Origin of the sequence: Flavobacterium sp. C3NV (assembly GCF_046825355.2) — a bacterium.
Taxonomy (GTDB): domain Bacteria; phylum Bacteroidota; class Bacteroidia; order Flavobacteriales; family Flavobacteriaceae; genus Flavobacterium.
Window position 1 is genome coordinate 271,139 of sequence record NZ_JBKQBJ020000001.1, and the last position, 22,767, is coordinate 293,905.

General features: G+C 34.8%; 20 protein-coding genes. 18 read left to right on the top strand and 2 right to left on the bottom strand.

From position 1 onward, the window contains the following. Positions 1-11 precede the first annotated feature (11 nt). The 15 genes from ACIDC4_RS01110 to ACIDC4_RS01180 all read left to right on the top strand — a co-directional run bounded on the left by ACIDC4_RS01110 (position 12) and on the right by ACIDC4_RS01180 (position 18,764). The gene (locus tag ACIDC4_RS01110) at positions 12-1,331 is read left to right on the top strand and encodes a RagB/SusD family nutrient uptake outer membrane protein (protein ID WP_412043272.1); all 1,320 of its coding nucleotides are present in this window, start codon (positions 12-14) and stop codon (positions 1,329-1,331) included. A gap of 59 nt (positions 1,332-1,390) precedes the next feature. Next, complete coding sequence (locus tag ACIDC4_RS01115; protein ID WP_412043273.1) at positions 1,391-2,149, top strand: LytR/AlgR family response regulator transcription factor; 759 nt, start codon at positions 1,391-1,393, stop codon at positions 2,147-2,149. Positions 2,150-2,833: 684 nt separating this feature from the next. Next, positions 2,834-3,478, top strand: a complete 645-nt coding sequence (locus ACIDC4_RS01120; RefSeq protein WP_412043274.1) for a hypothetical protein — start codon at positions 2,834-2,836, stop codon at positions 3,476-3,478. A gap of 119 nt (positions 3,479-3,597) precedes the next feature. Beyond that, a complete protein-coding gene (locus ACIDC4_RS01125; RefSeq protein ID WP_263758547.1) occupies positions 3,598-4,050 on the top strand; it encodes a carboxymuconolactone decarboxylase family protein in 453 nt (150 codons plus the stop codon). A 117-nt stretch (positions 4,051-4,167) separates the two neighbouring features. Beyond that, a complete protein-coding gene (locus ACIDC4_RS01130; protein WP_173971627.1) occupies positions 4,168-4,506 on the top strand; it encodes a YciI family protein in 339 nt (112 codons plus the stop codon). 426 nt (positions 4,507-4,932) lie between these two features. Next, complete coding sequence (locus ACIDC4_RS01135; protein WP_412043275.1) at positions 4,933-6,174, top strand: RNA polymerase sigma factor; 1,242 nt, start codon at positions 4,933-4,935, stop codon at positions 6,172-6,174. An 853-nt stretch (positions 6,175-7,027) separates the two neighbouring features. After that, positions 7,028-8,824: a T9SS type A sorting domain-containing protein gene (locus tag ACIDC4_RS01140; protein WP_412043276.1), complete on the top strand. Its 1,797-nt coding sequence runs from the start codon at positions 7,028-7,030 to the stop codon at positions 8,822-8,824. A 31-nt stretch (positions 8,825-8,855) separates the two neighbouring features. Next, positions 8,856-10,337: a hypothetical protein gene (locus ACIDC4_RS01145; protein ID WP_412043277.1), complete on the top strand. Its 1,482-nt coding sequence runs from the start codon at positions 8,856-8,858 to the stop codon at positions 10,335-10,337. A gap of 410 nt (positions 10,338-10,747) precedes the next feature. Then, positions 10,748-12,421, top strand: coding sequence for a circadian clock protein KaiC (gene kaiC / locus ACIDC4_RS01150; RefSeq protein ID WP_412043278.1), 1,674 nt, complete (start codon positions 10,748-10,750; stop codon positions 12,419-12,421). Positions 12,422-12,427: 6 nt separating this feature from the next. Further along, positions 12,428-12,724, top strand: a complete 297-nt coding sequence (locus tag ACIDC4_RS01155) for a circadian clock KaiB family protein (protein WP_055092894.1) — start codon at positions 12,428-12,430, stop codon at positions 12,722-12,724. 4 nt (positions 12,725-12,728) lie between these two features. Beyond that, on the top strand, positions 12,729-13,028 hold the full coding sequence (locus ACIDC4_RS01160) for a circadian clock KaiB family protein (RefSeq protein ID WP_412043279.1): 300 nt from the start codon (positions 12,729-12,731) through the stop codon (positions 13,026-13,028). A 1-nt stretch (position 13,029) separates the two neighbouring features. Continuing rightward, positions 13,030-14,286 carry a sensor histidine kinase gene (locus ACIDC4_RS01165; RefSeq protein WP_412043280.1) on the top strand — a complete coding sequence of 419 codons (1,257 nt, stop codon included), beginning with the start codon at positions 13,030-13,032 and terminating at the stop codon, positions 14,284-14,286. A 1-nt stretch (position 14,287) separates the two neighbouring features. Next, positions 14,288-14,692 (top strand): response regulator, encoded by a 405-nt coding sequence (locus ACIDC4_RS01170; RefSeq protein ID WP_412043281.1) that lies wholly within the window; start codon positions 14,288-14,290, stop codon positions 14,690-14,692. 741 nt (positions 14,693-15,433) lie between these two features. Continuing rightward, on the top strand, positions 15,434-17,242 hold the full coding sequence (locus tag ACIDC4_RS01175; RefSeq protein ID WP_412043283.1) for a T9SS type A sorting domain-containing protein: 1,809 nt from the start codon (positions 15,434-15,436) through the stop codon (positions 17,240-17,242). Between the two features lie 46 nt (positions 17,243-17,288). Next, positions 17,289-18,764, top strand: a complete 1,476-nt coding sequence (locus tag ACIDC4_RS01180; protein WP_412043284.1) for an autotransporter outer membrane beta-barrel domain-containing protein — start codon at positions 17,289-17,291, stop codon at positions 18,762-18,764. A gap of 105 nt (positions 18,765-18,869) precedes the next feature. Here the strand turns inward: ACIDC4_RS01180 and ACIDC4_RS01185 are convergent, their stop codons facing one another. Together ACIDC4_RS01185 and ACIDC4_RS01190 are read right to left on the bottom strand one after the other, a co-directional pair. Then, complete coding sequence (locus tag ACIDC4_RS01185; protein ID WP_412043285.1) at positions 18,870-19,883, bottom strand: zinc-binding alcohol dehydrogenase family protein; 1,014 nt, start codon at positions 19,881-19,883, stop codon at positions 18,870-18,872. Between the two features lie 178 nt (positions 19,884-20,061). Then, on the bottom strand, positions 20,062-20,940 hold the full coding sequence (locus ACIDC4_RS01190; RefSeq protein ID WP_412043286.1) for an NmrA family NAD(P)-binding protein: 879 nt from the start codon (positions 20,938-20,940) through the stop codon (positions 20,062-20,064). An 83-nt stretch (positions 20,941-21,023) separates the two neighbouring features. Between ACIDC4_RS01190 and ACIDC4_RS01195 the strand changes: the two genes are divergently transcribed. From ACIDC4_RS01195 to ACIDC4_RS01205, 3 genes are all read left to right on the top strand, one after another. Then, positions 21,024-21,389, top strand: coding sequence for a winged helix-turn-helix transcriptional regulator (locus ACIDC4_RS01195; protein WP_412043287.1), 366 nt, complete (start codon positions 21,024-21,026; stop codon positions 21,387-21,389). Positions 21,390-21,469: 80 nt separating this feature from the next. Next, positions 21,470-21,901, top strand: a complete 432-nt coding sequence (locus ACIDC4_RS01200; RefSeq protein ID WP_412043288.1) for a DoxX family membrane protein — start codon at positions 21,470-21,472, stop codon at positions 21,899-21,901. Positions 21,902-22,154: 253 nt separating this feature from the next. Continuing rightward, a complete protein-coding gene (locus tag ACIDC4_RS01205) occupies positions 22,155-22,370 on the top strand; it encodes a hypothetical protein (protein WP_412043289.1) in 216 nt (71 codons plus the stop codon). The last annotated feature ends 397 nt before the right edge of the window (positions 22,371-22,767 follow it).

A 22,767-nucleotide genomic window follows, 5' to 3' on the forward strand; every position in this document is an offset into this window, starting at 1 on the left:
TCTGATTTAAAATGAAAAATATATTAAAATACGTATTCTTTGCCGGCGTAGCTATTACGACCGTAAGCTGTGATCACTATCTAGATGTTGAGCCAGTAGGTAAAGTAATTCCGGAAACCTTGACTGATTACAGAGCAGTAATGACAAGTGCCTACTCTACAACTGCTATTCATAAAGCATTATCTGCTATTAGAACAGACGAATTGGTATTGGATGAATTTAATGATAATGCTACTTTCTACAGAGATCATTATATCTGGAACGATGCCAATCCTGATAAAACGACAAACAGTTTTCCTTATGCGGCTTTGTACAACAGAATTTTCTATACCAATGTGATCATCAATGACGCAAGCGCAAAATTAGCGCCTTCTGCAGAGAAAAATCAGTTAATTGGAGAAGCTTATGCACTAAGAGCCTTAACTTATTTTGATTTACTGAACATATTTAGTAAACCTTACAATGCTACAACAGCTGCAACAGACAGAGGTGTTCCGTTGGCTTTAAAAATAGATTTAGAGCAGGCTTACGTTCCTCAAAGTGTCGCTGTTATTTACGACCAGATTTTATCTGATAACGAAGAGGCTAGAAAGTTATTGAATTTAGACACTCAGACAGCAGGAATTAATTACCGCTTTTCTGAGGCTGCATTATATGCTATGGAATCTCGTATTTTCCTTTACAGAAAAGAATGGGCAAAAGCAATTGCAGCTGCAGATAAAGCAATGACATACAAAAGTGCTTTGATCAATTTAAACACAACTGCTGCTTTACCGAACCTTTATAACGGTCCGGAATCTATATTAGCGCTTGAAGATCCTTTTTTCAATCTTTTAAAAGGTACATCATATGCTGCGCCAACTTTAACAGGCGTTTATGATAAAACAAACGACTTGCGTTTTGCTTTGTATTATCAGGCAAGCGGAAGCAGATTCAGATTTAAAAAAGGTGGTGATATCGCTCAGAAATGTACTTTTAGAACCGCTGAATTGTACTTGACCAAAGCAGAAGCATCAGCACAATTAAGCGATCTTCCAACAGCAAGAACAACTGTAATAACTTTCATTAAAAACAGATATACTGCAACCGCTTTTAATACATTAAGTACATCGATTGCTGCCATGACACAAACTCAGCTTCTTGATTTCATTGCTCAGGAAAGACAACGTGAGTTTGCTGTAGAAGGTCACCGTTGGTTTGATTTGCGACGAACAACTCAACAACAAATTAATCACACTTTTAATGATCAGGATTACACATTAATAGAAAATGATCCGCGTTATACGCTTCCGTTTCCTCTTGATGCCCGTTTAAACAATCCTGAATTGTAATAAAATTAGCTCCGTTTTTAACGGAGCTTTTTTTTTAACTTTACAGAAAATTAAACGTCATGAAAGTAGTTATTATTGAAGACGAACATTTGGCTTCAAGCTATCTCAAATCCATCTTAGAACAGCAGACTATCATTTCGATTAATGAAATAACGGTGGTGAAATCTGTAAAAGATGCCGTTGCTTTTTTTAAAGTAAATACTGTTGATCTTGCCTTTATGGATATTCATTTGGGCGACGGTAAAAGTCTTGACATTTTTGAGCAAGCGATTGTTTCATGTCCCGTTATTTTTATTACCGCTTACGATTCTTATGCCGTAAAAGTTTTCAAACACTTTACGATAGATTATCTTCTAAAACCTTATGAAGAAGAGGAATTACACGAAGCTTTACTCAAATACAAAAACATAAAAGAAACCTTTAATACCAACCTGATTGTCGAATCTTTGGTCGAAATTGAAAATCAAAGCAGCGTTCAGCACCATTTTTTGGTAAATCACAGGGATAAACTTCTTTCTATCAATGATACTTCGATCACTTATTTTTATGCTACAGGAAAACATCTGTATCTTTACACTAATTCCGGCAGCAGCTATTTGTATAACAGCAATCTAAAAGATTTAATTAATAAACTCAATCCTGATATTTTCTTTAAAATAAATCGAAAATACATCATTAACCGCCATCATATTCAGGAAATCATCAAACATTCGAGCCAGAAAATAGAGATTTTATTGAATGTTGTCCTTCCGGATAATGAGCCTATTATTTTAAGCAAAAAAGAGATTAATAATTTTAAGAATTGGCTGGATTCTTAATAACCTTTACACTTAGTTTTTTTTAAACACATAGAGAAATAGATTTTATAGCTGAAAAAGTCATTTCATTTTTAATAAAACTCACAGCGTTATGTTTTTATATATCGCTCCGATGGAGCTTTGAATACAATACCTAATATATTTGCTATAAATATAACGCTCCTCCGGAGCTTTCTTTTTTGTTTTTAATTAATGATAAAAAGTCCCAGTTATAATTTATAAAAAATCAAAAATCCGTAACGCTAAACCCGATTGGAAAAGTCCCAGAGGGACGTTATATTTATAGAAAATCAAAAATCCGTGAAGTTAAACCCCATCGGGGTGACATATATTTACACTATCAATCTAATGTATTTTTTCACGCAGATTCAGCAGATTTAGCAGATCCTTAAAAAAAATCCTTTAAACATTTTATCCCAATAGCAATCGGGAGTTGCTATTTTTCTCGTATTGTTTCGTGATTGCACTATGCGGTAATATTCTAAGTGAAACGCCTTTTACACGATCCTAAAAGCTATGTCTCTATGTGTTTAATTTTTTTTTACGCAGATTAAGCAGATATTTTAAAAAATCCTTTTACTCTTTTATCCCGATAGCTATCGGGAGTGGCTATTATTTTTTCTTCGATCCTAATCAAAATTTGTAGATATTTGTAAAAGCACTTCGCTCTTACTATCCAAACAAATGAAAAAAATACTGCTGATTTCTGTTATTGTTGTAATTGCTATTTATGTCTTAAAAGAAAAAGTCTACAAACCTTATATGTGGAAAAAATCCCTGAATACCAAAGAGCATCAACTGCAATTGGGAAGCTTTATTTTTAGCAAAGAAACTGGTATCAACGGAAGTCAGAGCTACCAGAAATATTATTTTGTTTTTAAGGTTATCGAAATCAATGGCGATTATGTCCGTCTTTCGGTTATCAGGCAATTATCTGAAAAAGATAATTTGAAGGAATCTGATTTTTCTACCACTTCAGAGCAATACAAAAGTTTAAAACAGAATATTAAAACTCTGACTATTACCCCTATTTTATTTGATGATTTATACAAAGGTGATGGCCCGAGATTTACTTTAAATGATTATTTACTAAAAAAACATCCGGTTTTAAAAAAATCCAGATATTATTACGAAGATATTCCTGAAGACTCTAAAAATAAACCAATGCCAGAAAATCCAAATGATTTAGAAATGTATTTTAGTATGGTTTATTCTAAAAAAGAAATCATTGAAAATGGAAAACTTGTACCGTGGACAATGACAAATAGTTTTAATGGCAAGCCTTTATTGTCTAACTATTCTAAAAACATCGATTTAATTATAAATTAAAACCTAGCAAAATCAAGGGTTTTAGAAATACTTCAAAAAAATCTCTATTTTTTTTCGAAAATTTGTCCAATCCTGAAAGTTCAGTTGTCATTAGGGTATAACATTAAAAATTATACATTATGGAAACTAGAATCAATGCATTCGAAAAAGGTCAAAAAGCGTTAAGTACTTTATTTGCCATCACGGGTTATATCAAAAAATCAGGACTTGAAAAATCATTATTAGATTTAGTCGATTTTAGAGTATCACAAATTAATAGTTGTGCATATTGCTTAGACATGCACTCCAAAGAAGCTTTGGCAACTGGCGAAACTCCGCAACGTTTATTTGGATTAAGCGCCTGGAGAGAAACTCCGTATTACACTTCAAGAGAAAGAGCTGCATTGGCGTGGGCGGAAGCTGTAACAGCTTGTCAGGTTCATGACGATGTTTATGCTATAGCAAAAAGCGAATTCTCAGACGAGGAACTAATCGATCTTACACTTGTAATTACCACCATCAATACTTGGAATCGCTTTAATCTTGCTTTTCCTAATACTCCGGGAACTTACAGAGTGGGTCAATTTGGATAAATACATCAGGCTGTTTTTTATTTGGGGTAAAACACTAAATTTATATCTCAGATAAAAGGCAGCCTTTTTTAAAATTCTTTTTATAAAATGCTCCTTTTAAACTTTAAAATAAAAACAATGAACGAATTCATATTAATATTCAGAAGAGATTTTACAACCAAAGAAAATCAGCCTTCACCTGAAGAATTGCAACAACATTTGCAACAATGGCAAAACTGGTTTGGTGGTTTAGCCGCACAGGATAAACTAGCAAGACCTTTGCAAAAATGGGACGGACAGGGAAAAATTGTCAGCAAAGCAAAAGGCATTACAAACGGACCTTTTGTAGAAATTAAAGAATCTATTGGCGGATTGATTATCATAAAAGCCAAAGATTATGACGAAGCAGCCGAAATTGCACAAGGTTGCCCGGTTTTGAATTTGGGTGGAAATGTAGAGATACGTCAGGCGATGTAGAATATTTGAAATTCCAATCTCGAAATTCCAAATTCCAATATGATTGGCCACGGATTTTACGGGTTCAGCGGGTTTTCGCGGATTTTTTTATTTCTCTTCATCTTTGTCAAAGTTTTTTAAATCATTTTAATCTGTGAAATCTGTGGCTAAAATTATTTACAACGTAACCATAATTCTTGTCATCCCGAGGAACGAGGGATCTCCGCGAGAAACTCCCCAATGAAAATCGCCAATCTTTGTAGAGCTACTTGCGGAGATCCCTCGTCCCTCGGGATGACAAAAATGCGCAGACAAACTTAAAAAGACAATCAAATAAAAAAACCGCGACAATCCGTTGAAACCCGTTCAATCCGTGGCCAATTCATTGGAATTTGGAATTTATCTCATGTTAAAATTTAGTATTGGAATTTATTTACCTTTAGCTTTATGAACCAGGAACTCATCCCTCATTTATTCAGAACCGAGTATCAAAAAATCGTTTCGGTTTTATGCAATTTGTTTGGCATTCACCATATTGAGATTGCCGAAGATATTGTAAGCGATACTTTTTTGACGGCCTCCGAAACCTGGGCGATAAAAGGAATTCCTGAAAATCCAACAGCGTGGTTGTATACCGTGGCTAAAAATAAAACCAAAAACTACTTTAAACGAAATGATATTTTCGAAAAGAAAATCGTCACCGAAATAAAATACAATTCCACAATAAACAATCCCGAAATCGAAATTGATTTATCAGATCAGAATATTGCTGATAGCCAGTTGGCAATGATTTTTACGGTTTGCAATCCCTGCAATTCTGATGAAGCTCAGATTGCCCTTGCCCTGAATTTATTATGCGGTTTTGGAATCAACGAAATCGCCGATGCTTTTCTTTCGAACAAAGAAGTGATTTACAAAAGAATCAATCGTGCTAAAGAAAGACTTAAGGAAGAAAACATTAAAATTCAAAACCCAAATCCTACTGAAATAAAAGAACGCATCGATACGGTACTTAAAACCATTTATCTTTTATTTTCTGAGGGCTACTACTCTACTTCGCAAAATACTACTTTACGAAAAGATCTTTGCGCCGAAGCCATGCGCCTGACTTATTTATTAATTCAGAACAAAACGACCCATTTACCGGCAACGAACGCGTTAATGGCTTTAATGTGTTTTCATTCTTCAAGATTCGAGGCGCGAACAACTGAAAACGGGGAAATCATTTTATATGAAGATCAGGATGAATCACTTTGGAGTCAGGAATTGATAGACCAGGGAACTTATTTTTTGAGTCAGTCCTCTACCGGAAACACTCTTTCTAAATACCATCTCGAAGCTGGAATTGCGTACTGGCACACGCAGAAAAAGGATACAGTTGAAAAATGGCAGCACATTTTAGAATTGTATAATAATCTAATTATTTTAGAATATTCGCCAATTGTAGCTTTAAACAGAACCTATGCTTTATCTAAAGTAATGGGTAAACAAGAAGCAATTGCTGAAGCAGAAAAACTACAATTAACTGATAATCATTTCTATTTCTCTTTACTCGGACATTTATATTCGGGTTATGATAATCAAAAAGCTTTACAATATTTTGAAACTGCTTTTGGCTTAGCCAAAAATGTTTCAGATAAAAATATCATCAACAAAAACATGCTTGAACTTTCAAACAAAAACAATTAACGAAAGTATATAGTAGTTTGACGTTCAAACCATCTTCAAAAAACAATCTTTTCTTTTGGCTGCTTTTTAAGCTAAAATTGTCACGCAAAACTTCTTACATAAGAAAAGAAATTTCACTTAAAAGTTAGCCATTATTTTATCAGACAATACTTTTCTTGCAATAAAAAATTCTCAATGTATTTGATTAAATTTTACGAATTTTTCATCATTTAAAATATTATTATATTAATTTTTTAAAAATATTCAATATTAATAATAATTTTTCAATACATTTAAAAACACCTACCTACTTCTATTAAACCTAAATAGATCCTAAAAGTACGAAAAGCTTACTTATTACAAGATTAAAGTGAAATGCTCATCAGATTGTTTCACAAATTAACACATTGTTCTATTATTCACTCTTTGCCAACAGATTAAGCATCATACACTATTCTCTAAAATAATTATTTTACTACAAGCCGTTCTTATTTTTTATGCCATTATTCTTACCAATTGATTTCTTCAATAAAGTAAAAATAATTTCGATTTCATGAATTTTATTTACCCAAATCTAAAAATATCATATGAAAATTAGAAAGTTACAGTTATTACTACTCTTATGCTTTAGTATAACATTTAGAGGTGTTGCTGCTCCTGATCCTCCGCAGCCTCGATCTATCCCGCCTCCTGTAGGTGATCCGGTACCAATAAACACCGAAATCTCGATACTATTCGCAAGTGGCATTTTGTTAGGCATCTTTTTTCTCTTAAAGAGGCCAAAACCTACCTCATAATCGTTCGTTAAAAAAATCAAATAAGTCAATGATACGAGCCAAAACAAACGCTTTTAATGTCCTAAAAAATAAAAATTATGAAGAAAATTACTTTGCTCATTTTGATGCTGGTAACCACAAAATCTATCTCACAACTTTATTTTAGTCCTAATGCAAACATGTATGTAAAAAATGAAGTGTTATATGTTCAGCAGGATATCAATTTAGCTTCAGGTTCAAATTTATATTTAAGAAATAATTCGCAATTATTACAAGGAACTTCGGTGGCGTCTATTAATACAGGATTAGGTGTTGTGTCTGTTTATCAGGAAGGTACTTCAGACAATTTTGATTATAACTATTGGTGTTCCCCTGTAGGAAATGCTTCTGCTGCACCCGGAAATGAAAACTTTGGAATTACAATGTTAAGCAGTCCAACAAGTTCGATCGCCTCGACAACAGCTGCTGTTTTACCTGCAAGTAATTCTAACGGAACTTCTAACCCACTGGCAATAGCTTCAAAGTGGATTTATAAGCTCATTAATGCCAACAATTATTCGCAATGGGTTTTCGTTGGCGGAGCTGCAACATTGCCTCCCGGTGTAGGTTTTTCTATGAAAGGCTCTAGCGGAACAGATGCAACAGATCCTGAAGGAACCGGAGTAACCAATAATCCCGGAAGTGCACAGAGATATGATTTTAGAGGAAAACCAAATGATGGAACTATCTCTATTACTTTAGGTATCAATAATGCAACCCTAACCGGGAATCCTTATCCATCTGCTTTGCATTTAAATGCTTTTCTTTTAGATCCTTCTAACACAGCAACTGGTGGAGTTGCTTATTTTTGGCAACAGGATAAAACGGTAAACTCTCACACGCTTATCAATTACAAAGGTGGTTACGGATCTTATTCTCCCGTAGATTTGGTTTCTTCCGGAATATATGTACCGGCTTTTTTTAGTTCTTATAACGGAGATGGGTCAGTAAATAATGGCGGCTCATCATCTGGCATTATGATAAACAGACAATACTCTCCCATAGGTCAGGGATTTGTCATTAGTGCTACTGCAAACGGAACTGCCACATTCAAAAATAGTCATAGGATTTTCATGAAGGAAGGTACTGGTTCGTCTCAATTTGAAAGACAAACTCCAAAAGAAAAAAACGCCAAAAAAGAAAATTCTGCCGAAGAAGCTGCTGAAGAAGTTTCGCATTTTAAATTAAATACCATCATTGACAATCAATTTACAAGACAATTAGCATTAGCTTTTGTACCCACGGCTACTGATGAAATTGATTATGGAATCGATGCCCTAAATATGGATGATGCACTACCTAACGATGTTACTTTTTTAATAGAAAACAGCAGCTATGTTATTCAGGGGATTAATTTTGACGAAACAAAAAAAATTGCACTTACTGTAAAAGTTACCGCTACAGCAAGTTTTAAATTTTCTGTTCCTGAGGTGGTCAACTTCGACAACTCGCAGAAAATTTACATGTATGATGCGCTTGATGATTCTTATCATGATATTAAAAATGGAACTTATCAGGTTACTGTTGCGCCCGGAGTATACAATGATCGCTTTAAGATAACCTTTAAGGAGACTACACTTGGCATTGGTGACTATACTGCGAAAAAATTCTTCATTATTCAGGATAATAGTACTAGTAAATTAAGAGCCGAAAATCCTGCCAATTTAAATCTAAAATCATTTAGATTATATGATGTTTTAGGCAAAACAGTACTATCAAAAAAAGATCTGGGAACAAATCAGAATTATACTTTTTCGACCAGCGGATTAAGCAGCGGCGTTTACATTACAGAGTTCTTAACAATTGATAATGAACGATTCACTGAAAAAATTATCATATCCAATTCAGGTAAATAAAATATACCCCAACTAACTAATTTTAAAAATTATGATCACTAAATCTTCTCTTCAAAATAATAAAATAGTACTGCTGTTTTTTCTTCTTTTTACTTTAACAGGAAATGCTCAAATTGGGATTGGAACGATAACACCTAATGTAAGTTCCGTTTTGGATGTTACGTCTGGCACAAAAGGAATGTTGACCCCCAGAATGGGAACGACACAAAAAAACTCTATTGCAACTCCGGCAGAGGGATTAATTGTTTATGACACTGATTTGAAAACATTTTATTATTATTCAACCGGTGCCTGGGTACCAATTGTTAGCGGTGTACCGGGTCGAATCAATTTTAAACGTATAAAATCTACAGATGTTTTGGCAACGGTTTTAGCTGCTGAACTTGCTGCTGGAGGAGGATCGAAATATGTTTTAAATTCTAATACCTTGTATGAAATTAATGGTACCGTATTATTTAATTTCCCTATTGATTTAAACAACGCCTATGTTCAGGGATTAGATACCAATAACGATATTATCATTAAATCAACAGGGAATTTTTTTGAAGGAGCAAATGGAGGAAGCATCAAAGGTATTACCATTATAGCTACAGCTGGAAATGTCTTTAACCTTAGCGGGGCAGCAACCCAAAATTTAATATTCAGGGATTGTGTTGTGGCAAATTCTAATGCAGTGGGTACAATTTCAGGTTTCGGATTAGTATTTTTAAGTATTATTCAGTTTTCTGCAAATACAAACGGAATCGTTTATAATAACATTAACCAACTATTACTTAGTAACCAGGGATGGTTTGCTAATAATACTGGAACTTATGAAAAACTTACAGGAACTTTTACCCTTGTAGAAAAGCAAGGCGGTTTTAGTCAGGTTGAGGGTAGTGCTATAGGATTTGATGTATCAACAAATCCTGCAATAACTGGTGATGCCGTTTTAGAATCGGTTGTGTTTACAGGTGCTAATACAGCAGGATATGTAAAACCTTATACGGCAGGAACTTATTCAGGTTATAATTTTACCAACAGTTGGACTGTAAGAGCTGCCGGAATACCTACTGAGGCAGATGCAAATGCGGTTGGCGATTTTGCGATGGATTATACAGTTGGATCGGGAGCTAATACTTCTTTCACTACATCAAATCCAAGTAATACAGTAAAAGTTGGTGGAAATTCAACATCGTACAATTTATTTAGATTTGCTTTAGATATAAGCCCCAATAACAATAACAGATTAAAATATGTGGGAAAAAAGAAAAGAATTTTTCAGATTGCAGGATCCATTTCTTTTCAGGTTCCGGGAGTAGCTGTCTATATTATTTATATAGCAAAAAATGGTGTACCATTAAATCAATACAAAATTTATGGAAGAGGTGCAGTTGTAAATGATATTGTTGTTCTTCCTTTAAATGGATCTGTCGAATTATCAAATAACGATTATATCGAAGTATATGCACAACGCTACTCAGGAGTTACAGGAGATATATTAGTACCAAATATGGCCATCACTATTAGATAATTTGATTGTTATTCTAAAAGATTATATATTAATTCAAAACAAAAGGGAATAGCTAATTACTATTCCCTTTTGTTTAATGCATTTGAGATAAACTTTACGCAGAAATTTATATTCAGCTTATGATGTAACAATTCTTGAGAGCAGTTTGAAAGTTCTTTTTGGTCTCGCTAATTCTAATTCCTGACAAAATAGTATTACTCAAAATATAAAAATTTTTACTTGCAAAATAGAGAGTTTTTTATTAAATTGTTTTATAATTTTCCTTAAATTTTACATTATTCCCATGTTTAATAGCAAAGCATTTCTGAAATATTTCATTTTGGACTAAACAGCTGTTAAATCTTTAATAAATATTAATTGTTAATAATCTAGGAAAACGTATATTTGAGTAACATAGAATTTTATATAGCGTGCAAGAACAATCAAAATCACATAGTTTTATATTTCCCAAAACTCCTACGGGAGTAGACGGCCTAGATGAGATCACTGATGGTGGATTCCCTAAAGGACGACCAACTTTAATCTGCGGTGGTGCCGGCTGCGGAAAAACATTGTTATCGATGCAATTCCTTATTAGAGGTATTACAGAATATAACGAACCCGGAGTTTTCATGTCTTTTGAAGAGCCTTCTGATGATCTTACTTTAAACGTAAAATCACTTGGCTTTGATCTGGAAAAGCTGAAAAAAGATAAAAAACTCGTTGTAGATCACGTAAGAGTCGAAAGATCTGAAATTGAAGAAGCTGGCGAATACGATCTTGATGGTTTATTCATCAGGTTAGGACACGCCATAGATTCGATAAAAGCAAAACGCGTTGTACTTGATACTATAGAATCTCTTTTTGCAGGTCTTGATAATCAGGCGATTCTTAGAGCGGAGTTGCGAAGATTATTTCATTGGTTAAAAACCAAAGGTGTAACGGCAATCATTACAGGAGAACGTGGTGAAGCAACTTTAACCCGTCAGGGACTGGAAGAATATGTTTCAGATTGTGTAATTGTGCTGGATCATCGTGTTATCGAACAGGTTTCGACCAGAAGACTTCGTATTGTAAAATACAGAGGATCAACTCATGGTACAAACGAATATCCTTTTCTTATTGATGAGGACGGAATTTCGGTATTGCCTATTACGTCATTAAAACTGGATAACGAAGTTTCTTCGGATGTTATTTCGACCGGAGTTCCGGGATTAAACGAAATGTTTCAGGGCGGAGGATTTTATCGCGGAAGTAATATATTAGTTTCCGGAACAGCAGGAACGGCTAAAACTACAATTGCGTGTTATTTTGCTAATGAGCAATGCGAAAAGAAAGAAAAAACAATCTATTTTGCGTTTGAAGAATCACCTCAACAATTGGTTCGCAACATGAAATCGATCAATGTCAATCTTCAAAAGCATCTTGACGATGGTACTTTACAAATACATTCGTCACGTCCGTCATTAAACGGTCTTGAGTTGCATTTGCTCACGCTTCGAAAATTAATCAGGGAGTTTAAACCTACCACAATTATTATCGATCCTATTAGTAATCTAATTACCGTGGGAAGTGAACACGAAGTACGTTCGATGCTGGTAAGGCTGATTGATATGCTGAAAGCAAACAATATTACGGCTCTTTTTACGTCATTAAATAAACAAACGGATAACTTTAGACCCGATCTTGCAGAAGAATCTGTATCCTCACTAGTAGATACCTGGATTACAGTTCGTGATATGGAAGGAATTGGCGAAAGAAACCGTGGGATATTTATTGTAAAAGCCAGAGGAATGGGACATTCTAATCAGGTAAGGGAATTTGTTATTACCAATAATGGTATAGAATTACTGGATGTAGAATTGGGTCCACAAGGTATTTTAACAGGTGCTGCGAGAAAAACGCATCAGTTCAAGAAAACAATATCAGATATTAAACTTCAGAACGAAATTAGCAGAAAAGACAGGGAAATTGAGCGAAAACGCAGAGTTCTTGAAGCTAATATAGAAGCACTTAAAAATGAATTCGAATCTGCAGAAGAAGAATTAAGTATTCTGAAAGCGACAGAAGAATTGCAGGAAAAGATGTCTTCGAAAAAAAAATAGAGTAAAATGAAAAAAGAAGCTGTAGCCGAATGGCAATTACGATTATATATTGCGGGTCAAACGCCAAAATCAATAACGGCACTGGAAAATATAAAAAAATATGCCGAAGAACATTTGAAAGGAATTTACAGTATTGAAATTGTAGATTTACTTAAAAATCCGCAATTGGCAGAAGGTGACCAGATTTTTGCTGTACCTACATTGGTTAGAAAATTTCCAGAACCTATTCGTAAGATCATCGGTGATCTTTCGAATGAGGAACGAGTACTTGTTGGGCTTAATATAAAACCCTTAAACTCTTAAAAAAATGGACGATTCATCTGATGGCTCAAGTACCACCAAACATCAATTTATGCTTTTTGTTTCGGGTATGTCTGTTAAATCAGGTCATGCTATCGAAAACCTGCGTAAAATATGCGACCAATATCTCAAGGATAATTACGAGTTAGAAATTATAGACATTAGCCGCGATACAGAACAGGCAGTAATACATCAAATAGTGGCGATACCTACCCTGATAAAAACAAATCCTGAGCCAAGACGAATAATACTTGGCGATTTATCAGACAAAGAAAAGGTATTGAGAATCCTAAACATACGCGAATAATTTGAAGGACAATAATACAAATATAGAATCCCTACAAGCTGAAATAGCTGCCCTAAAGGAACAACTTTATGAATCTAATAGTATTGTTGATGCCATAAAAGAGGGAGATGTCGATGCATTGGTGGTCAATACAAACGGGACACCACAACTTTATTCGTTAGAAACTGCCGATTATACTTTCAGGCTCCTGATCGAAAAATTTGGACAAGGTGCACTGAGTATTTCGAGAAACGGACTGATATTATATTGCAATGATTATTTCTCGAAATTGATAGGCTTACCTGCCGAAAAAATAATTGGAAATTACCTGTATGAGTACTTTAATAGTAAAGACAATTTTGTACCTATTATTGAAGCTTTAAAATATGGTATTACCACGCATGAAATTGTATTTAAAACAGAGACCTACAGAAATACTTTTCCTGCCTATATAGCCGTAACAGATCTTGAACCCGCTGTGCAGGGAATTGGAATCGTGATCACAGACCTGACAGAGAAGAAAAAACATGAAGATGCTTTAATACAACATCAAAAAGATCTTGAAGAAAAAATTCACGAATTAAACCGAATAAATGCAAATCTGGAGGAGTTTATTCATGTAATATCGCATGACCTTAAAGAACCTCTTCGAAAAATTGTAATGTATAATGGACGAATAGATGCCAGCTATCTTTCTGAAGCTGATGCTAAATCTATGAATGTCATGAAATCAGCTGCTTTACGATTAAATTCGCTGGTAGATGATTTAGTCAGTTATTCGTCTCATACTGCGCAGGAAGAACGCACAGACGTTAATCTCGTTGATATCATCCGTGAAGTATGTGATGATCTCGAAATTATAATATCCGATAAAAAAGCAGTTATTCAAATAGGAAAATTGCCTACCATAAAAGCTTCGAGAGTGCAAATGCGTCAGCTTTTTTCTAATCTTATTTCAAACGCTATTAAATACAGCAAAAAAGAGGATTTTCCGCTCATTCAAATTTCTCAAATTGATAATTTTGAATCTGAAATTCCAAATCAACCTGAACAATACCTGAAAATTCAGATTAAAGACAACGGTATCGGGATGGAACAAAATCATTTGCTTAAAATTTTCACTATTTTTCAGCGTCTGCATGCCAAAAATGAATATTCCGGAAACGGAATTGGTCTTGCTATTTGCAAAAAAATCATGGAGAACCACTCAGGAAATATTACTGTACAAAGTAAACTGAATGAGGGTACTACATTTAACCTTTATTTCCCAATCTTATAAAATGCCACACTTATATAACTTACATATTATTATTGCCGAAGATGATATCGATGATGCAGATATTATCTGCCATAGCTTTAATAAAAATCCGGATTTTGCAAAAGTAAGTCTTGTCGCAAATGGTGAAGAGCTTTTAAACTTTTTAGAAAATACTTCAAACGAAACACCCGACATTATTCTTACCGATATCAACATGCCTATACTTGACGGCATTGAAGCATTACAGCAAATTTTAAATAATAACAACTTAAAAACGATTCCCTGCTTTGTTTACTCGACAAGTATAAATCCTGTTTATAAAGAAAAATGCGATTTGATGGGTGTAAAAGCCTATCTGATCAAACCTTATTCTATCGAAGGATTTGATGAAATTCCTAAAAGTATTGTTTCTATTATTGAACAGTGATACTATTCTAACATACACTTCAATACTTTAATTTTCTACATTTACAAAAAAGAGCTGATCATATGATCGGCTCTTTTTTTGTTTGATCTCATTTTGAATTTTCTTAAACAAAATGCACTTTTAATTCATTTTTCAACAACAATCTACTTTTGCCAACAGTACTACACTACATAAGATTTTACTTAAAATAATATCCACAAACAGCAAAATTATACGATTATTTTCAATATATTAGAATAAATATCTTACTTATACTACAAAGAGCATTTGTTAAAAAAATACGAAAACTCTAATTTGTGTAGGATTAGTAAGTGCTTTTTTATCATTTTGTTTCATGTTTTAACAATTTATTAAATTTTATTTTCGTAGCCAAAAAATTACATTTTACACGCATTTTATCTAAAATACCAAATTACTACAGGCCGCTCCTATTTTTTATAAAATTATTCTTACTGATAAATTTAAGAATAATTCGTTTCAGGAATTTTATTTACCCAAATCTAGAATTACTATATGAAAGTTAAAAAGTTAAAGTTACTATTCGCCTTATTACTCTGCATCACTTTTGATAGTTATGCCATGCCTGACCCTCCCAAACCTCAACCCAGAGGGATACCTCCTGTTGGTGATCAGGTGCCTATCGACAGTGAAATAGCAATACTTTTTGCTGCTGGCATTTTACTTGGACTATTTTTTCTCTTACGAAAAACAAAATCGACAGTTTAATCTTTATCATAAGTTATGAAAAAAATAATACTACTTATTTTGATACTGACCACTACAAAAGGTATTTCACAAATTTATTTTGGCCCTAATGCCTATATGTATGTCAAAAGCGAAGTACTGTTTGTGCAGCAGGATATTAATTTAGGTGCTTCTTCAAATTTATATTTGAGAAACAATGCACAATTATTGCAAGGTCAAGCAACTACAACTAATGGCAATACAGGAACTGGTACATTATCTGTTTACCAGGAAGGTACCACAAACAATTATAGTTATAATTATTGGTGCTCTCCCGTAGGAAGTACCAGTACTGTTCCCGCAGAAACTGGAAAATTTGGAGTCACCATGTTAGGCAGGCCTACAAGCGCTACTGCATTTACTCCGGCTACTATTTTACCGGCAACCACTTCTGACGGAACAGCATCCCCGCTTGCAATAGCCTCAAAATGGATTTACAAGTTAAGTAGTGCTACTAATTATTCGCAATGGGTTTTCGTTGGTAATACTACAACACTCGCTCCCGGCGAAGGCTTTTCTATGAAAGGAACCAGCGGAATTGACACCACAGATCCGGAAGGAACGGGAGTTACAAATAATCCAGGAAGTGCGCAACGATATGATTTTAGAGGAAGACCAAATGATGGCAATATAACCATTACACTGGGTGCTAATAGCAGTACTTTAACAGGAAATCCTTATCCTTCGGCTTTGAATTTAAATGAGTTCCTTTTGGATACTGATAACACTGCGACTAATGGTACAGCGTATTTTTGGGAACAGGATAAAACAGTAAACTCTCATACCCTTATAAACTATAGAGGTGGTTATGATTCTTATGCTCCTGTAAGCAGAACTAGTCAGGGTTTGTATACCGCTGCAATTTTTAGTTCTTATAATGGGGATGGATCAATGAATGGTGGTGGTTCTACATCTGCGCTCTCAATTAACCGCAGATACTCACCTATTGGTCAGGGATTTGTTATTAACGCTAATGCAACAGGAGGAACAGCAACATTCAAAAACAGTCATAGAATATTTATGCAAGAAGCTCCCGGTTCATCTCAATTTGAAAGACCCGCATCAAAAGATAAGGACAATAAAAAAGAAGAAAGTACCGAAGATACTCCTGAAGAAGTTTCGCATTTTAAATTAAACACCATCATCAACAATCAATTTACCCGACAATTAGCATTAGCTTTTGTACCCGAAGCGACTGATGGAATAGATTATGGAATAGATGCATTAAACATGGATGATGACTTGCCAAGCGATGTCACTTTTTGGTTAGAAAATGGTAGTTACGTCATTCAGGGAGTCAATTTTGATGAAAATAAAAAAATAGCACTCACGGTAAAAGCAGCAACAAATACAACTTTTAAATTTTTTATTCCGGAAGTGATCAACTTTGACACAACTCAGAAAATTTATATTTATGATGCGCTTGATGACTCTTATCATGACGTTAAAAACGGAACTTACGAAGTTACGCTAGCACCGGGCGTGTATAATGATCGTTTTAAAGTTGCCTTTAGAGATGCCACTACACTTGGTGTTGACAGCAATACCATCAAACAATTTTTCATTAGTCAGGACAATGTCAATCGCAACTTAAAGGCCTCAAATCCAAATAATTTTTCGTTGAAATCATTTAAACTGTATGATATTCTAGGTAAAACAGTATTATCTAAAAAAGACCTTGGAACAAACGAAAATTATACTTTTTCTACCAGCGGACTAAGCAGCGGCGTTTACATCACAGAATTTTTAACAACCGATAATCAAAGATTCACCGAGAAAATTGTCATCTCAAATTCAGGAAAATAAAATTATAGCTAAATAAATACACACCACTAACTAATATTTAGAAATTATGAGCACTAAATCTACTCTACAAAATCATAAAACATTATTATTGTTGTTTTTCTTTCTTATTACTTTTATAGGAAATGCACAAATCGGGATTGGAACAACAACGCCGGACGCTACTTCTATCGTGGATATCACCTCAACAACAAAAGGAATGTTAGCTCCCAGAATGACAACTATTCAAAGAAATGCTATAACTTCTCCTGCGCAAGGATTACTAGTTTATGATACCGATTTAAAATCATTTTATTATTTCTCTAGCCCAAGTGGGTGGTTACCTCTTTTAAACAGCTCTGTGGGAAGAACTAATTTTAAACGTGTAAAATCTGCAGCAGATCTCGCACCGGAACTTATCGCCGGAGGATCTGTTTATCAGTTAAGTTCAAATACCCTTTACGAAATAAATGGATCAATAACGCTAGCAGCTCCAATAAATTTGAATGATGCTTACATTAGTGGACAAGACACTAATGAAGATATTCTAACATTTCCAGGTGGAACTATTTTTTCAGGAAGTACTGGTGGAAGTATCAGAAATGTCACTCTGAAAGCAGCAGCAAGAGCTTTTAGTATTACTGGTGGAACTTCGCTTTTTATTCAAAATACCATCATAGACGGGATGACTACAAATGTTGGAACTATTTCAGGTGTAGGTTTATATTTTGGCAACATAGTTCAATTTGTTAACAATACCAGCGGCATTACGTATTCTGGTATTAGTAGTTTATTGCTAAGCAATCAGGCTTGGTTAAGTACTAATAATGGAACTTTTGAAACGTTCGCCGGAACTTTTGGCCTAATACAAAAAAACAGTGGTTTTAGTACGGTTGACGGAGCTGATTTAGCATTAGATGTTAACGGTATTACAGCATTAGGGACAGGGACTTTACTTGGTACCGTTTTTTCAGGCACCACAACAAATACTGCAGGTTATGTAAGAGGTTATCCTGCTGCATCAACTTATACAGGATATAATTTTAGTAATGCCTGGACAGTAGATGCTCCCGGAATCCCAAGAGAAGCGGATAGTGAGGCAACTGGGGATATTAATCTTGATGCTGCAGTCGGTAGTGGGATAGCAACAACATTTAGCTCCGGTACTACAGGATCGGGAACTAGGAGAAAAGTTCTTGGTACTACTACTACTAACAGTTTGTTCCGCTTTACAAAAGATGGAGATAATAGAATTACTTATAGAGGAAATAAAAACAGATATTTTCAAATTGTGGCTTCAATTTCATACCAAAACACAGCTGATGCAACCTTTATTTTGTATATAGCAAAGAACGGCGTTGTACTTCCTGAAACGAAAGTATATGGTCGACCTAGTGGAGGTCTTTTAGTAACTTCTGGTATTTTGGCACTACCAATTGTAGGAACTGTACAGATGAAAACAGGCGATTATGTTGAAATTTGGGTAGAACGTTTTGACGGAAATGGAAATATGTCCACGGTTTCTCTAAATTTAACCGCAAGGTAACTTTAATAATTAAAATATTCAGATTTTATACTAAAAGTAAATTGATAGAAAAGGGAATAGAAACTAAAATTTCTATTCCCTTTTTCAATTAAAGCTTTAAATTACTTAAAACTTAATAGCAATCTTGCCAATAGTCTTCCCTGACTCCAGCAACTCATGAGCCTTTTTAAAATTTTCAGGAGTTAATCCCAATAGAGTTTCGTTCAGCGTTGTTTTTAAAGTCCCGTCATCCAGAAGATCAGCAATTTTATTCAGGATATTATGTTGTTCCTGCATATCATCAGTTTCAAACATCGAACGTGTGTACATTAATTCCCATGAAAATGATGCGCTTTTGTTTTTTAGTTTATTTAATACAACTGGATCACTGCTTCCCGTAATCGATGCAATATGTCCTTGAGGTTTGATCAATTCGACCATAGTGTCCCAATAAGTATTGGTGTCAACAAAATCTAAAATAAAATCTACATATTCAAATCCCGCTTCACGAACCGATGCCACTAAATCTTTATGGTCTACTACAAAATCAGCACCTTGTTTTTTACACCAATCGATAGTTTCAGGGCGAGATGCTGTAGCAATAACTGTTAAACCTGCAATTTTCTTAGCCAACTGAATCGCAATCGAACCTACTCCACCGGCACCGCCAATGATTAGGATAGATTTTCCTTTGTCCTTTTCAGGATTAATCCTGATACGGTCAAATAATATTTCCCAGGCAGTTAAACCGGTTAATGGTAATACAGCAGCTTCTTCAATGGTTAATGATGTTGGTTTTTTACCCACAATTCGCTCATCAATAACCTGATATTCAGCATTGCTTCCTTGTTTGGTAATATCTCCGGCGTAAAATACAGAATCGCCTACCTCAAACAAACGCACATCTTCTCCCACTGCTTCTACAATTCCTACAGCATCCCAGCCAATAATCTTTGGCGTTTCCAGAACAGTATCTTTTGCACTATTCTGACGTATTTTAAAATCAACCGGATTAACAGATACAGCACTTATTTTTACTAACAAATCACGTTTACCCGGAATTGGTTTTGGAGTTTCAAATGCTATAAAGCTGTCTTTTTCAGCAATGGGCAATGAAGTTTTAAATCCTATAGCTTTCATATTTTTAATTTTAAGTTGTCTTATAGTACAAAGATACTAGCAGATCAAATTTTACAAATGGTATAAGTTGATTGTATATCTGTATAAATTTATCAAATCTAATTGGCATGTATCAATAAAAATCGAAAACAAAAAAAAGCCGATTGTACAATCGGCTTTTTTCTATAATATGATTTACTTAAAATCGTGCAGCAAATTCCTTCGCAAAATCTTCCAACTTAATTTTTCCGTCAACAGCAATTGTATTACTCAAAAAATCATGCTGAATTTTACCGCTTCTTAAACCTGAACCCATTTCGGTGTACAATCCTGCCATTTCTTCCGGCAATCCGGCTTGCGTCATTCCGCCAAGCGCTTGCTCATCTGTAAACTCAATCCACGGTAATTCTGGTTGGGCAATTGCAGCACCTAAAACTTTTGCCACATCAATTGGAGTTCGTACATCACTTACAATATAACGAATGTTTTTTCCTGACGGTGTTTTTTGCAATTCTTCGGCAACGGCAGCTGCAATATCTTCCGGATGCACAAAAGGAATTTTAGCAGTCGATGGATAATTAGAACCTATAATTCCCGCTCCCTTAATCATCGGAACATCATTATACAAATTCGTGTAGAAAAATCCCGCACGAAGAAAAGTAAGCGATACGTTATCTAAACCTTCGTATATTTTTTCGATATTATAAAGTCCCGCAATTGGTCCTGTACCTTCTGGCAAATCGGCACCAATACTGCTTAACATTACAACGCGCTTTACTCCTGCTTCGCTTATTGCCGTTGCCAGCGCTTTACCCGCAGCTGTAGTATTTGTAATAATATTAGATCCTCCTAAGTTTGGCGGCGTCATCGCAAAAACGGCATCAGCATTTGTAAAAGCATTTTTCAAAAAGGCAGCATCACTTACTGAACCTACAGCAGCTTTTGCGCCTAAAGTTTCAATAGCTTCAACTCTGTCATTATTACTTGTAATTACGATTACTTCATGGCCAGAAGCAATTAGTTTTGCGGTTAGAGGTTTTCCTATATTTCCTAAAGAACCTGAGATTGTAATTTTCATAGCTAAATTATTTTTTTATTATCTGTAACAAAGGTATATTTGTACTTACTTTTATACAAGTACTTACCCTAAAGTATGCACAAATGACAGCAATCAAAGAATCATCGACTATTCAGGAAAATAAGCAATATGCCTTAGAACAATGCCCTGTAACTTATGTTATGGAAAAAATTGGCGGATATTGGAAACCCATTATTATCTACCACCTTTCGGGTGGAAGCAAACGCTACAGCGAACTTAAAAGAGCGATACCCGCAGTTACCGAGAAAATGCTCATTCAGCATCTCAAGCAACTCGAAGCAGATAATCTTGTCATTCGCGAAGCAAAACCGGTAGTTCCTCCTTTTGTAACCTACAAACTCAGCAATGCAGGACAGGGTTTAATGCCCGTTATCGAAGCAATGGCAACATGGGCTTTTAAGGATAAAGAAGACGGATTTAAAAAATAATCTGGGCTGTAGCATTTATAAAAACTGGACTGTAGAGTTACTTCTCATCTTGTTATATTTACGTAAAAATAAATCCAAAAATGAAAAACATATTAATACCACAAGCAGGCTTAATTTTACGAATAGTGTTAGGAATCACCATGCTTTCAGCCGTTGCAGACCGTTTCGGACTTTGGGGCGCGCCCGGTGACCCCGGAGTTGCCTGGGGAAACTGGGACAACTTTATCACCTACACCCACACCTTAAATCCTTTTGTTAGTAAATCCGTTGCAGGAATTTTAGGCGCTTTGGCTACCTTCTTCGAAATCGCATTTGGACTTTCCTTAATCATCGGGTTCAAAACTAAATATGCCGCTTTAGGAACCGCAGGATTAATGCTCCTTTTCTCCATCACCATGGCCATTTCAGTTGCTGTAAAAGCCCCTTTTGATTATTCTGTTCTCACAAGTGCTGCCGCTGCTTTATTGCTTTCTACTATCGACAGAACTTCTTTTGCTCTTGACAATAAATAAAAATTTCAGTTGAATAATTAGAAGCTAATCCAGCCATCCACTGTATCTTTTGTGGTGAACCCCACCACAAAAGGATGCCGCTCCTGTCTGGGCTAGGGCAGTCGTTTTCATAAGAGATTTTAGTTTTCAATAAAACATATTTAATTCACTAATAATGAGTATTTTATAAAACAAAATAAAGAATCATGTAAAGGATTAAAGACCTAAACCTCTAATTTTGAAATAATTAATTATTAACGAAATAAATAAAATTATGAAAACGCTAATCAAATCAAAAATCGCATTTCTTTTTATTTTAATCGGACTTTCGTTTTCCTGCAAGAAAACCGATACCATTCCAGCCGATAATACCTATGTTGATTCTACCGAAACAACAATTGATAGTGTAGACGCTACAATAGACACAGCAACTGTACCTACAGATACATCTGCAATAAAAAGAGATTCTATCGCAAAAGCAAAAAAATAGATCATGATCCCATTTAGTAAAGGATTCAGACTATTATTTTCATAAAAACTCCATTGTTATAATGGAGTTTTTTTTTGTTTTTTATATTGTGGTTACCTTGTCTATAATGGCACACGGATGATACGGATTCGCTATCGCGAAAACGCAGATTTACGCGAATTTTTTACACTCAATTTTTGTCAGGCTGAGCGTTCCGAGACTTCGGGAGAAGCCCAGGTTTCAATTGGTGCGCCTTCGACTTCGCTACTATTGACGTTTTTAATTTTTCACAATCCCTTAGCGATCTCAAAGCAAAGCGAAATAAAGACAAAGCTTAGTGAACTCTGCGCAAAACCTTTGTGCACTTTGCGGTAAATGTCATTTTATATTACTTTTTTTAAATAAAAATTATTCATCA